Annotated in this window: 11 protein-coding genes; 4 read left to right on the top strand and 7 right to left on the bottom strand. The window is 69.9% G+C overall.

Going from position 1 to position 12,611, the window contains the following annotated elements:
* The first annotated feature begins 569 nt into the window (after positions 1-569).
* Positions 570-1,298 carry an enoyl-CoA hydratase/isomerase family protein gene (locus ACWIX7_RS03920; protein WP_448620312.1) on the top strand — a complete coding sequence of 243 codons (729 nt, stop codon included), beginning with the start codon at positions 570-572 and terminating at the stop codon, positions 1,296-1,298.
* On the opposite strand, the gene ACWIX7_RS03925 is transcribed toward ACWIX7_RS03920, so the two are convergent.
* Complete coding sequence (locus ACWIX7_RS03925) at positions 1,295-2,218, bottom strand: IS5 family transposase (RefSeq protein ID WP_448620313.1); 924 nt, start codon at positions 2,216-2,218, stop codon at positions 1,295-1,297. The genes ACWIX7_RS03920 and ACWIX7_RS03925 overlap by 4 nt on opposite strands.
* Before the next feature lie 513 nt (positions 2,219-2,731).
* Here ACWIX7_RS03925 and ACWIX7_RS03930 point away from each other — a divergent pair.
* Positions 2,732-2,935, top strand: coding sequence for a hypothetical protein (locus ACWIX7_RS03930; protein ID WP_448620314.1), 204 nt, complete (start codon positions 2,732-2,734; stop codon positions 2,933-2,935).
* A 518-nt stretch (positions 2,936-3,453) separates the two neighbouring features.
* Positions 3,454-3,699, top strand: coding sequence for a tetratricopeptide repeat protein (locus ACWIX7_RS03935; protein ID WP_448620315.1), 246 nt, complete (start codon positions 3,454-3,456; stop codon positions 3,697-3,699).
* Positions 3,700-4,090: 391 nt separating this feature from the next.
* On the opposite strand, the gene ACWIX7_RS03940 is transcribed toward ACWIX7_RS03935, so the two are convergent.
* A protein-coding gene (locus ACWIX7_RS03940; protein ID WP_448620316.1) for an IS5 family transposase occupies positions 4,091-4,902 on the bottom strand; the annotation gives its coding sequence in 2 pieces (ribosomal slippage) (positions 4,091-4,563 and positions 4,563-4,902; 813 coding nt in all).
* A gap of 1,129 nt (positions 4,903-6,031) precedes the next feature.
* Here ACWIX7_RS03940 and ACWIX7_RS03945 point away from each other — a divergent pair.
* A complete protein-coding gene (locus tag ACWIX7_RS03945; RefSeq protein ID WP_448620317.1) occupies positions 6,032-6,538 on the top strand; it encodes a hypothetical protein in 507 nt (168 codons plus the stop codon).
* A gap of 1,115 nt (positions 6,539-7,653) precedes the next feature.
* Here the strand turns inward: ACWIX7_RS03945 and ACWIX7_RS03950 are convergent.
* The 5 genes from ACWIX7_RS03950 to ACWIX7_RS03970 form a co-directional block, all read right to left on the bottom strand.
* The gene (locus ACWIX7_RS03950) at positions 7,654-8,046 is read right to left on the bottom strand and encodes a tautomerase family protein (protein WP_448620318.1); all 393 of its coding nucleotides are present in this window, start codon (positions 8,044-8,046) and stop codon (positions 7,654-7,656) included.
* A gap of 89 nt (positions 8,047-8,135) precedes the next feature.
* Positions 8,136-9,629, bottom strand: a complete 1,494-nt coding sequence (locus tag ACWIX7_RS03955) for a CoA-acylating methylmalonate-semialdehyde dehydrogenase (RefSeq protein ID WP_448619379.1) — start codon at positions 9,627-9,629, stop codon at positions 8,136-8,138.
* Between the two features lie 28 nt (positions 9,630-9,657).
* Positions 9,658-10,611, bottom strand: coding sequence for a sugar phosphate isomerase/epimerase family protein (locus ACWIX7_RS03960; RefSeq protein WP_448619378.1), 954 nt, complete (start codon positions 10,609-10,611; stop codon positions 9,658-9,660).
* Positions 10,608-10,871 (bottom strand): Gfo/Idh/MocA family oxidoreductase, encoded by a 264-nt coding sequence (locus ACWIX7_RS03965; protein ID WP_448620319.1) that lies wholly within the window; start codon positions 10,869-10,871, stop codon positions 10,608-10,610. The genes ACWIX7_RS03960 and ACWIX7_RS03965 overlap by 4 nt, the downstream gene beginning before the upstream one ends.
* A gap of 46 nt (positions 10,872-10,917) precedes the next feature.
* Positions 10,918-12,393 carry a sugar porter family MFS transporter gene (locus ACWIX7_RS03970; protein WP_448620320.1) on the bottom strand — a complete coding sequence of 492 codons (1,476 nt, stop codon included), beginning with the start codon at positions 12,391-12,393 and terminating at the stop codon, positions 10,918-10,920.
* Positions 12,394-12,611 lie beyond the last annotated feature (218 nt).

Genomic DNA, 12,611 nt, shown 5'->3' on the forward strand with positions numbered 1-12,611 from the left:
GGCCGTCATGATCGCTTTCGTGGCGGTTCGCCGCCGTTCCGTGAGCGTCCTGAGCTGCAGGTGTGGACGACGGGGGCCGTGCGCGGCCACGGCGAACGACGCCGATGCCGACCACAACTGCGATCACGCCAGCGAGCTGCTTCTCACCGGGCTTCCACTCGACCAGTCGAGACCTCCTGTCCCCCAGGCGTCGGCCTCGGGAGCATCGGAGTACGTGCCTGTCCGTCCGTGCCGGTCAGGCCGCACACCGAACGACTGCGTGCATCAACGGATGGCCCCGGACGACCCCGATGGAGGTCGACATGGTGGTCACGATGCGCTGCGCGACCGCGCAGAGCTCGGGCCACGAGCCCGCGGCCGCGTGGCCCCGGTTCGTGGATCCCCGACCTCGAGCCCTCGACCGCGAGCCGGGAGAGCGACGGTGGCGCTGAGGGCGTGAGGCGAACCAGCAAGCGCCTCCTGGCCGCCGCACGATCACCTGATCACAGGCCCTTCGACGAGGACCGCCGAGACACCTGCCAGTCGTTCGCGTCGCCGGCACCACACCCCGATCCGTGGATGATGGCCCGATGCTGATCACCGAGGATCGGGGCGAGGTTGCCGTTCTGCGCATCGAGCACGGCCGGGTCGGCGCCCTCGACGTGGAGCTGCTCAACGCCCTCACCGAGGCCGTCACCGCGTCCGACCGGGCACTGGTCATCACCGGCAGCGGCTCGTCCTTCTCCGCCGGGGTGGACCTGCGCCGGATCCTGGACGGCGGCCGGCCGTACACCGAGGAGCTCCTGGCTGCGCTGTCCCGCACGTTCCGCGTCGTGTTCGACCATCCGCGGCCGACGGTCGCGGCGGTCAACGGGCACGCGATCGCCGGTGGCTGCGTGCTGGCCCTGGCCTGCGACCTGCGGCTGATGTCGGGCGGACGGATCGGGTTGGCCGAGCTGGCGGTCGGCGTCCCCTTCCCGACGTCGGCCTTGGAGATCGTCCGGCACGCGCTGGGTTCCCGTGCCGGCCAGGTGCTGCTCGGCGCGGAGACCGCGGACCGCGAGCGGGCGTTCGCCCTCGGGATGGTCGACGAACTCACCGAGCCCGGCGAGCTGCTCCCCCGGGCGGTCGCGCTGGCCGCTGAGCTGGCCGCCCGGTCGCTGGAGTCCTACCGGCTGGCCAAGGTCCAACTCCACCGCGCCGCGAACGCGGCGATCGAGGCGACCGCCGGCGGCGACGCGACCGTCCTCGCCGGCTGGACCTCCGACGACACCCGGCGGCGGATCGAGGCCGCGCTCGCGGCGCTGGCCCGGCGCTAGGCCCTGTTTGAAAGGTCGCGCAGCCAGATGTCGATGTCGCTGATCTGGACGGTGGCCTCGTAGCGGACGGCGAGCTTGTCATAGCGGGTGGCGAAGCCACGGTGCTGCTTGTGCCGGTTGATGCCGCACTCGACGGCGTGCCGCTGCCGGTAGCGGTCCAGGTCGAACGTCGGCGGTCGCCCGCCGGCGGAGCCCTTGTTCCGCCGGTGGACCTGTTGGTCGGCCTTGACCGGAATGGTCGCCGGGATGCCGCGTCGGCGCAGATAGGCCCGGTTGGCGCGGGCCGAGTAGGCCTTGTCGGCCAGCACCCGGTCCGGGCGGGTGCGCGGCCGTCCCGGACCCGACCGACGCGGCACCCGGATCCGGCCGAGCACGGCGGTGAACTGGGGGCTGTCGGCGGCCTGCCCGGGCGTCAGCGCCGTGGCCAGCGTCTTGCGCCCCTGCTCGACCGCCAGGTGCACCGTCGTCGACAGGCCGCCGCGGGAGCGGCCGAGCGCGTGGTCGGCCGGCTCCCCGACCGGGGGTTCGGCCTGGTCCTCGGGATGGCGGCGGGCGCCGGCGGCGTGCTGGTGGGCCCGGGTGACCGTGGAGTCCACCGACACCACCCACTCGATCAGCCCGGCCTCGGCACCGGCCGCCCGCAGGGCGGTGAGGATCGCCGCCCAGGTGCCGGCCAGCTGCCAGGCGCGGAACAGGCCGTAGACCGACTGCCAGCTGCCATAGCGCTCGGGCACGTCCCGCCAGGGACAGCCGGTCCGGGTACGGAACCGGATGCCGTCGACGAGCTGGCGCAGGGTCCATTTCCGGGGTCTGCCGGGCTTCTGGCCGACCGGGAGCAGAGCCTCCAGCACCGAGGCGAGGATCGCCCACTGCTCGTCGGTCAGGTCATGGCGGGCATCGGCGGGTAGGGTGCCGTCCACGAGGTCTCCGTGGTGAGGGTCTTCTTGGTCGTTGATCCCTCTACCGGAGACCTCGCCTTCTTTCCGGCACCGACACGCCAGCCCCGCCGCGCGAGCGACTTCTCAAACAGGGCCTAGTTGCACCCCTCAGGCAGGTTGGTCGATGAGTCGATGGACGGAATCTTGAGATCGGTCATCAGCCCCCGCGCTGCCAGGGCGGCTGGTGGGGGTCCGCGGACCTCCGCCGGTGTCCATTGCTGCAGGTCAACGCCGGGTGTGGTCGTCAGGGAATCCCTGCGGACGCCCGGGAACGACACGGCTTGGCCACCGCCGTGGCACCACGCAGAGGTCGCCTGACCAGGCCCTGGCGAGAACAGGAGCGGGAACGCCGTCTTCGCCGAGGGACGTTCTGCGGTGCACAGTGGACTCGAGTTCCGACCCCGCGGTGGCGATGTGCTCCGCTGGCTGGAGCCGGCTGTTCACGGACAGGCTGCGTCGTCGATCCGCGCCAACTGACACGACCGAGGAGACGCCATGGACTACCTGCGCCGACTGCAGGCTGAGCAGCCTGTCATCTTCTGGGTGCTGGTGGCGCTGGGCCTCTTCCTCGGCTTCCAGCTCGTGCTCTCTGTCGTGGGCCTGCTTCTCGGACCGTTCGGGCTGCCGTCGTGGGTGCCCATCGTGGTCGTCGTGGGCGGCCTCGTCCTCATCGCCCGGGGCCAGCAGAGGTCCCGGTGAGCACGCCTGTCTCCCTCCGCTCCTGACCCGGGGCTCCCTGACGACCTGCTGTGTTCGGGTCGAGCCCGGGGAGGGCGCTCGCGGTCCTCTGCAGTCGACTGGCCACCGACCGGGTCGGCCCTCCTTCGCCGCAGCTCACCGTCACATGCCGAGGAGCGGGATGTGGGCAGGGAAGGTCTCGACTCCTGCGCCGGGCCGGGAGCGGTCGAGACACGCCTGCAGACTCCCAGTCACATTCGCGGGGTTCGCCATCGTCCGCGGTTGTGCTGTTGGAGCAAGTCACAAGGCCGCAGCGTCCGCCGTCGTCCGGCCGGGTACGGGCTCATCCGGACCGCTTTGCTGTACTGGTTGCCGCCTGCGCGGCGGCCGCCCTGACTGATGCCCTGGTTCAGTTGCGCTAGGCGGAGCCGGCCCGCGCCCCGGGCGAGGACATCCTGCAGCGCTGCCGGCGAGTGCGCGGCCCGGACCATCCTCTCACCCTGTTAGCGGCTGCCGCCCTGACCGTCGCCCTGGGCCAGGTGGGTGAGTCCGAGGCGGCCTGGGCTCTGGGCCAGGACACCCTGGACCGCTGCCGTCGGGTGCTCGGCCCCGACCACCCCAGAACCCTGTGGGCGGCCGCCGCCCTCACCTCTGTACTGGCCCATCTGGGCGAGGCCGAGCCGGGCCGCGCGCTGGGCCAGGACACGCTGCAGCGCTGCCGCCGGGTGCTCGGCCCGGACCACCTGGTCACCCTGGCGGCGGCCGCCGCCTTACCCGGGCCTTGATCCGGCTGGGCGAGGCGGGAGCCGACCTGCGCCCTGAGCGAGGACACCCTGCAGCGCTGCCATGAGGTGCTCGGCCCGGACCACGCCACCGCCCTGACGGTAGCTGCCGCCCTGACCGCCGCCCTGGCGCCACTGGGCGAGGTGAGTCGGCCCGCGCCCTGGGCCAGGCACGCTGACCCACTGCCGCCGGACTCTCCGCCCGGACCACCCATTCACGCTGTACCTGACCCAGGCTGCCCGCGGCGGCCGTCCCATGCCCGGTGGCGACGCTGTGGCGGACCGCCCGAGTCGGCCGCTGTGAACGTGGACCTTCGGAACTCAGACGCCTCGTCATGGGAACGGTAGGTCCCTACTACGGCTCCAGCCGGGGCCTACGACCCGGCTTAAGAACTCATTTCAGAACGACGGTCAGCTGCCGGTAGCAGATCAGCGCACAGGCCAACTGGAGCAGGCCCAGGTGCAGGTCGCCGCGGCGCTCGTAGCGGGTGCGCAGCCGCTTGAAGGCGTGCAGCCAGGCGAAACTGCGCTCGACCACCCACCGCTGACGGCCCAGGCCCGAGCCGTGCGCGACGCCGCGGCGGGCGATCCGCGGGGTGATGCCGCGGGCGCGCAGCTGTCGGCGGTAACAGTCGTGGTCGTAGCCGCGATCGGCGAACAGCTCCCGCGGTCGGCGGCGGGGTCGGCCGCGCCGGCCCCGGATCGGCGGAACGGCATCGACCAGCGGGATGAGCTGGGTGACGTCGTTGCGGTCGCCGCCGGTCAGGCTGACCGCCAGCGGAATGCCGCCGGCGTCGCAGATCAGGTGGTGCTTGGAGCCCGGCCGGCCGCGGTCGACCGGCGACGGGCCGACGTGGTCCCCCCTTTGAGCGCTCGCACGTGGGAGCCGTCGACCGCGCACCGGTCCAGGTCCAGCTCACCGAGCGCGCGCAGCTGCGCCAACAGCAGCTCGTGCAGGGCCGGCCAGACGCCGGCGGCGGTCCAGTCCCGCAACCGGCGCCAGCAGGTCACCCCGGAGCAGCCGACGAGCGACGTGGGCAGCTGGTTCCAGTTGATCCCGGTCTTGAGCACGAACACGATGCCGGCCAGCGCGGCCCGGTCATCGATCGGCCGCCGACCCGGATGGCGGTAGCGGCGTGGCTTCCGCGGCGGCAACAGGGGAGCGACCCGCTCCCACAACCCGTCAGGTACGAGCTCCTCGATCACCCACCACAGCCTCAGCAGGTCGGCCCGATCCTCGCGGGAGGCACGCCGAGTTCATCTTGAAACGATCTCTAAGAGGGTGTTGCTGAAGGTCATCACTTCCCCGGCCGGCTCACCGACACCAGCCCGTGACGCTTGCCGGGCCAGATCGGGACCTCCTACGGCTCACGCAGCGCCGTCACCCGCCCTCAATGTCACGGGCTTGTTGCGACTCCGATGAATACTGGTACAGGGCCGGAGGCGCCCACGAGCCGCTGACCTGAGGCTTTGCTCCCCCGATTGGACTCGAACCAATAACCCTGCGATTAACAGTTCCCCGGTGCGGGGTTCGTGGACGTGCGCCGTCGTACGGACACCCAGGTCAGACGGATGGTGCGGTCGTCCGCGCATGGCTGCGAACAACTGTAAACGCCCCGCGGTGGCACACACGCTGGCACACAGCATCACCTGCGAGTGAGGGAACACCCGGTCGGCCGGTCGAAGCCGAGCCCAGCATCGATGACGACGATCTCCAGCTGGCCAAGCTGGCCATGCGGGTTCGATTCCCGTAACCCGCTCCACGTCCGTATCAGGTCAAATGCCCGTTCTCGGAGCTCACTTGGGCAATGCCACTCCTTTCGTGCCTTAGCAGCGCTGACCTCTGTTGGACGCTGAGCATCGGCTTTGGCCGGTGCTTGAGGCACGGATAAGGCACAACCCACGAGCCGCCCAGTCGGCCAATGGGAGAACCCGGTAAGCGCGACCTCGGCCACTTAGCCGAGGGCACTCTCCCGGGTGCGCGGGATCCTCGCCGACCTGATCGACGAGGCCGACGCCAATCCCGACGAGTACACCGACGACCCTGACCGGCTCGACGAGATCGCGGTACTCCTGTCCTGAGCACGACGAAGGCCCGCCCTCCAACCCTGGAGAGCGGGCTCTTGCGTTCCAGAGCTCCTCAAACCTCCGGGACCGCCTCGCCGGCGGCCATGGCGGCGCTGACCGCCCGATCGACGAGGGCGGCGAAGAGAATGGCGTCGATCTGGGCGCCGCACAGGGCGCCAACGGCCCGCACAGCGGACTCCACGGTCAGGGCCAAGGGCAGGGCTGACGAGGTCGTCACACTGCGTAACACACTTTCCGTAAACTATCCGTGACCACCCGTAACCTCCGCTTCATGGACTGGAATCTCGACCTCGTGGATTGGGAGGCGATTGGCGTCTTCGCGGCGACCGTCATGTCCGGCATCGCCTTATACGTCTCGACTCGCGGCCAGCGGAAGGCGGACGCGCTGGCGACCCGCTCCGCTGCGGCGACAGAGCGCATGGCCGTCACCCTCGAACGCTGGGCAATCCGGGAGGAGCGCCATGCCCCCGCCCCCGGCGTCGCTTGGAGCCTGGAGCACTTCCAGAACGACGGCTACCTCCTCACCAACGCAGGCCGCGCCATTGCCCACGACGTACGCGTCGAGGCCGCGGACATGTTCCTCAGCCATGAACCCGAGGACGCGACAGTCGCCCCGACGGAGGCCGTCAAGTTCCTGGCCTCCCCGACGCTAGCCACCCGGGACGACTCAGTGACCGTCTCTTGGGCGGAGCGGCCGGGGAGCGTCGAGCGGTCGATGTGGCGCCGCCCGCTACCTCCGAAGCCTCCCCGGTGAATGCTGACTCTCGGCGCCGTTGCTACACGCGTTGCTACAAATCGCCCGTACAACGGCTCAGGGGCCGCCTCCGGTGTCTCAGAAGCGGCCCCTAACCTGCGCTTTCGCGTGTCGGGCTGACAAGATTTGAACCTGCGCCCCCTTGACCCCCAGTCACATTCCCGGGGTTCGTCATTGTCCACGGTCGTGCTGTTTGCACAGGGCAGCCGCCAGCAGCGTCCGCTGGCGTTCGTCCGGATGCGGGCTCGTCCGGACCGCGTTGCTGTACCGGTTGCTGTAGTCCTCCTCGCCCCCGGGCGTGTCAACTGCTGTGTCAGCATTCAGTGCTGAACTCGGGGGACGCCTGAAGCACCGCCAGCTGGCAGGACGAAAGGTCCTCCAATACTTTTCCAGTCGGCTCTCCGAAGTCGTTCGCTACTCCGACACTGCATCGCGGTGACGTGGTCCTAGGCTGAAGTCGACGACACCGCTGAGGCCCGACGACTCATCCACGGCCACGACCTCGTCGCTGGTGCCCGCTGGCCCAGCGCTGCCCTGCCGACGTCTAACTGCGGCGGGCGACCCACCAACTGTGCACAGGCGAGATCCTCAGGGTCGAGAACACAGATGACCTGCGATTTGATCTTAGGTCGATTGATGGGCGTTGACACTGGTTGACTATGCAGCTGGACCTGCGGTGACGTAATGGAGGTCGATAAGTCCTGACGCACGCAGACGGCAGTATTGGATGCATAAAGGATGCACGACGCGCCGGTCATCAGGGGGTCCTTGGACCGTACCGCCGAGGCCGTGGCATGTCGGGATTGCTCCGTCGACGCGGTCGGGGAAGCGCTCGACGATGGCCCCGGTGATGACACCTCCCAGTGATTCGCCCCAGGCGATCGTCCGCTCGGGCTCCCCAACCTCGGACTCGAAGACGTCGAGGGCCGCCATCTGATCGGCCGGCCCCTCCGCGACTGCCCACCCGAAGTGCGATAGGTGGACGCGAGGAGGGCGTACACCTGGTCGAGCAGGGTCGCGCAGGTCCTCGGGACCGGGCTCCGGCATCGGCGGCGACTGCACCAGCCCACCCCGGGCTCAGGTCAGCAGCGTGCCGTTTCGTCGACGGTCTGAGATCAGAGGTCGCCCTCCAGGAACTGGGCGCGACCCAGGCCGAAGGACCAGTCCTCGCGGGAGTTGCCCATGACCGACACGATCAGGTCGCTGGGTGCCAGGCCGATGGCCTCCTCGAGGCTCTTCGCCAGCCCGGCGTAAAGCGCGCGCTTCTGCTCCTCGGAGCGGCCCTGTTGGAACACCTGGAGCACGACGAGGTCGGCGGTGCGCTCGATGCCCAGGCCGGTGTCCTCGCAGATCAGCTGACCGGGGCGGTGCTCGGTGACGATCTGGTACCGGTCGCGCGGTGGCGCGGCGAACACGTCCAGCATGACCTCCTGGACCGTGTCGGCCAGCAGGCCCAGCTGCTCGGGGGTGCGTCGTCCCTCGACGACGTCGATGCGGACGAGTGGCATGGATCCGCCCTTCGATAACGGCAGGACGGCGAGGCCGCTCCCACAGTGGTGGTGGCCCCGGTCCGGGGTGGCGCCCGAGCCGGCCGGTCTCAGGCGTTCTGCGGGAAGCCCAGGTTCAGGCCGCCATGGCTGGGGTCCAGCCAGCGGCTGGTGATGACCTTGCCGCGGGTGAAGAAGTGCACGCCCTCGGCGCCGTGGGCGTGCGTGTCGCCGAAGAGGCTGTTCTTCCACCCGCCGAAGGAGTAGTAGGCCATCGGCACCGGGATCGGCACGTTGATACCGATCATCCCGACCTGCACCTCGTGCTGGAACCGCCGGGCGGCGCCGCCGTCGTTGGTGAAGATGGCGGTGCCGTTGCCGTACTCGTTGCGGTTGATCAGCTCGACGGCGTGCTCGTAGGTGTCCACCCGCAGCACCGACAGCACCGGGCCGAAGATCTCGTCGGTGTAGACACTCATGCCCGGCTCGACGTGGTCGACCAGGGTCGGGCCGAGCCAGAACCCGTTCTCACCACCGTCGGGGGTCACCTGGCGGCCGTCGACGACGAGCTTGGCGCCCTCCTTCTCGCCGGCCTCGACGTAGGACTCGACCCGGTCGCGGTGCCGCTTGCTGATCAGCGGACCCATGTCACAGCCCTTGCGGCCGTCACCGGTGCGCAGGGTGTGGGTGCGCTCGGCGATGCGGGCGACCAGGTCGTCGCCCACCCCGCCGACGGCGACCACGGCGCTGATCGCCATGCACCGCTCGCCGGCCGACCCGAACCCGGAGTTCACCGCCGCGTCGGCCGCGAGGTCCAGATCGGCGTCGGGCAGCACGACCATGTGGTTCTTCGCCCCGCCCAGGGCCTGCACCCGCTTGCCGGCCTTCGTGCCGGTCTCGTAGACGTACTGGGCGATCGCGGTGGACCCGACGAAGGACACCGACTGGATCTCGGGGTGCTCCAGCAGCCGGTCGACGGCGACCTTGTCGCCCTGCACGACGTTGAACACGCCGTCGGGCAGCCCGGCCTCCTTCCACAGCTCGGCCATCCACAGCGCCGCCGACGGGTCCTGCTCGCTGGGCTTGAGGACGACGGTGTTGCCGGTGGCGATCGCGACGGGGAAGAACCACATCGGCACCATCGCCGGGAAGTTGAACGGGCTGATGATCGCCACCGGTCCGAGCGGCTGGCGCACCGAGTGCACGTCGACGTTGGTCGAGGCGTTCTCGGTGAAGCCGCCGCGGACCAGCGAGGGCACGCCGCAGGCGTACTCCACGACCTCCTGGCCGCGGGAGACCTCGCCCAGGGCGTCGTCGAGGACCTTGCCGTGCTCGGCGGTGATGATCGCGGCCAGCTCGGGCTTGCGGGCGTTGAGCAGCTCGCGGAAGCGGAACAGCACCGCCGTGCGCTTGGCCAGCGAGGTGTCGCGCCACCCCGGGAAGGCCGCCGAGGCGGCGGCGACCGCGGCGTCGACCTCCTCGACGCTGGCCAGCGCGACCTCGCCGGTGACCTCGCCGGTCGCCGAGTCGGTCACCTCTCCGGTGCGGCCGCTGGCGCCCTCGCGGCGGGCGCCGTCGATCCAGTGCGGGATGTGGGTGGGCATGGTGCCTCTCTCGGGGGTCGGTCCGACGTCAGGGAGCGGTGTCGTCGGGGAGCGGGGTCTGCGGGAAGTTCGGCCGGGAGGTGCCGGCGTCGGGTCGGGCGCCGACGGAGGCCGGCTCCGCGCCGCCGAAGTGCTTGCCGACCAGCCGGCGGATCCCGTCGAGCATGCGGATCCCGGACTCGCGGGCCTGGTCGTCCCAGCCGAAGACGCAGGTGGTGAGGACGCCGTCGAAGCCGATCCCCGCCAGGGCGGCGAAGGCCTCGTCGAAGTCGACGTCGCCGCGGCCGATCTCCATGTGCTGGTGGACGCGGGTGGTGTTGCCCGGCGGGTTGGTGATGTAGCGCAGCCCGTCGGAGGCCCGGTGGTCCATCGAGTCGGCCACGTGCACGTGGGTGAGCAGCTCACCGGCGTTCGCGATGATCCCCGGCGCGTCGTCGCCCTGGTGGAACGTGTGCGGCAGGCAGTACAGGAAGGACACGCACGGGCTGTCTATGCCGCGGATCATGTCGAGCGCCGGGAGGCCGAGCTCGATGAAGTCGTCCGGGTGCGGCTCGAGGGCCAGCTTGACGCCCTCCCGCTCGAAGACCGGCAGCAGCTCCTCCATCGACCGCCAGAACATCGCCTCGGCGAGCTCCGGCGCCTCGGGGCGGCCGTTGAACTCCGAGTTCATCGTGTCCACGCCGAGCTCGACGCACATCTCGATGGCCCGCTTCCAGTAGCGGACGGCGGCCTGCCGCTCCACCTCACCCGGGCCTGACCAGCGCATCACCGGCAGCAGCGAGGTGACGCCCACGCCGGCGTCGGCCAGTTTCGACCGGAAGGCGCGCACCGTGGCGGTATCGACCCGCGGGTGCTTGAAGAACGGGATGAAGTCCTCCCGGGGTGAGAGCTCGATCCACTCGTAGCCCATGCCGGCCACCACGTCGGGCAGCTCCAGCAGCGGCGTGGTCCGCAGCATCTGCGGGTCCAGGGCGATCCTCATGACGGCGTGCCCTCGCGCAACTGGAGCCGGACCTCGGTGCGCTGACCGCTGCGCAGCGCCTCGACGCCGGCCGCGCACACCGCCTGGGCGGCGTAGCCGTCCCACGCGCCGGGCCCGTCGATCTGGCCGCGGCGGGCGGCGTCGACCCACCGCTGCAGCTCGATGTCGTAGGCGCGGCCGAACCGCTCCTTGAAGCTTGGAGCGATTGTGCTGCTGCGTCTTGGGCCCGTAGGGCCGCCGCTCTGCCTGACGAGGCTCACATCGACCCCCGGGGTGCTGCGCGATAGCAGTAGCTCTGACCCGACCTCAGCCGCCGCGGACGCCGGCTGGGGCCTCGTGGACGAAGTGCCCGGCGTCGTGCGTCCGGAAGTCGTCCTCAAGCTCCTCCAGGGTGCGGCCGCGAGTCTCGGGCGCGAACTTCTTGACGAAGAACCATGAACCGACGTTGATCAGTGCGAAGAGACCGAAGGTGGGAGTCGCACCCAGTGCCGCCACGAGCGGCGGGAACGCGAAGGAGATGGCCGCGTTCACCGTCCACAGCACAAACACCGCGATGCCCATGGCGAACCCTCGAATGGTCATCGGGAAGATCTCCGAGAGCAGCAGCCACACCAGTGTGCCGATGAATGTCTGCACGAAGAAGACCACGAACAGCATCGCGGCCAGGATGAGGTAGCTGCGGAAGGCGGTCTCGGGCAGCAGGAAGGACAGCGCCAGGATGGCGTGCCCTGCCGCCACACCGGTGAACCCGGTAAGCAGCAGGGTGCGGCGGTTGAAGTGCCCGATGAGGACGATGCCCAGGATGGTCCCGATGATCGCCACCACACCGACGGTGATGGTCAGGATCAGCGACGCGCTCGCCCCGAGGCCGGTCGACTCCAGGATGGTCGGTGCGTAGTAGTTGACCGTGTTGATGCCGGTGGCCTGCTGCACCGTCGCCAGCCCGCAGCCGATCCACAGGATCCGGCGCATCCAGGCGAACTCCCGCAGGTCGCGCATCGCCGCGCCCTTGTCCTCGGAGACGTCACGGCGGGCGTGCTCGGCGATGACGTTGTACTCCTCGGCAGCCTCCGCCGGGCCCCGGCTGAGGCCGAGGACGCGCCGGGTTTCTTCGAGTCGCCCGCGAACGGCATACCAGCGTGGGGAGTCCGGGAGGAAGAACATCCCGACGAACAGCCCCACCGCAGGGATCGTGGCGACGCCGAGCATCCACCGCCAGACGTGCGGGTCGTGGATGAGGGCGTCGAGCAGCGCGTTCATCGCGAAGGCCAGGAACTGCCCGGTCACGATCATCAGCTCGTTGATGGTGACCATGCGCCCGCGCCGGTCGGCGGGGGCCATCTCGGCGAGGTAGAGCGGACACGTCACCGCGGCGGCGCCGACACCAAACCCGAGGAGGATCCGGCCGGTGGTCATGATAACCACGTTGGGTGCGATCGCGCAGATCAGCGCCCCAACCAGGAACAGCCCGGCGCAGACCAGGAGGCTGCCCTTGCGGCCGAGGGCGTCGGCCAGCTTGCCCCCGAGAAGCGCACCGAACGCCGCACCGGGGAACAGCAGGGAACTGACCACCACGGCCTCGGTCAGCGGGGTCAGCGCGAGGTCGTCCCGCATGTACAGCAGCGCGCCGGAGATGACCCCGGTGTCATAGCCAAACAGGAGACCGCCGAGCGTGGAGATTACGGTCAGCTTGACGAGGAACCGGTTGTTCGCTTTTGACCGCCCGGATCCACCCTTCGTCCTCAGGGAATGGCCGCTCCCATGACCGTGACTCGCCACCATCGCGCCTTCCTTCGATGTTCGGCCCCTTACTGGGCCCTGCGCCTCGAGGGTGAGCGGAGCGGACGTCGTGACGCCGGCCACTCACCCAGATGGCGTCGAGCACGTTAAGCGCGGGTTGTGAGCGTCACAACGGGCGTTCGCGTTCGACATTGCACATTCAATGTTCGGTCCAGAACACCGAAGTAGGCGGTCGGCACGAGGATCGAGACCTTGCCGAG

The organism is Geodermatophilus sp. URMC 65 (assembly GCF_053502545.1).

What these genes read in the sequence shown, in the direction of transcription:
- ACWIX7_RS03920 (WP_448620312.1), top strand. Translation starts at nt 570, where the DNA reads ATGCTGATCACCGAGGATCGGGGCGAGGTTGCCGTTCTGCGCATCGAG.
- ACWIX7_RS03930 (WP_448620314.1), top strand. Translation starts at nt 2,732, where the DNA reads ATGGACTACCTGCGCCGACTGCAGGCTGAGCAGCCTGTCATCTTCTGG.
- ACWIX7_RS03950 (WP_448620318.1), bottom strand. Translation starts at nt 8,046, where the DNA reads ATGCCACTCGTCCGCATCGACGTCGTCGAGGGACGACGCACCCCCGAG.
- ACWIX7_RS03955 (WP_448619379.1), bottom strand. Translation starts at nt 9,629, where the DNA reads ATGCCCACCCACATCCCGCACTGGATCGACGGCGCCCGCCGCGAGGGC.
- ACWIX7_RS03960 (WP_448619378.1), bottom strand. Translation starts at nt 10,611, where the DNA reads ATGAGGATCGCCCTGGACCCGCAGATGCTGCGGACCACGCCGCTGCTG.
- ACWIX7_RS03970 (WP_448620320.1), bottom strand. Translation starts at nt 12,393, where the DNA reads ATGGTGGCGAGTCACGGTCATGGGAGCGGCCATTCCCTGAGGACGAAG.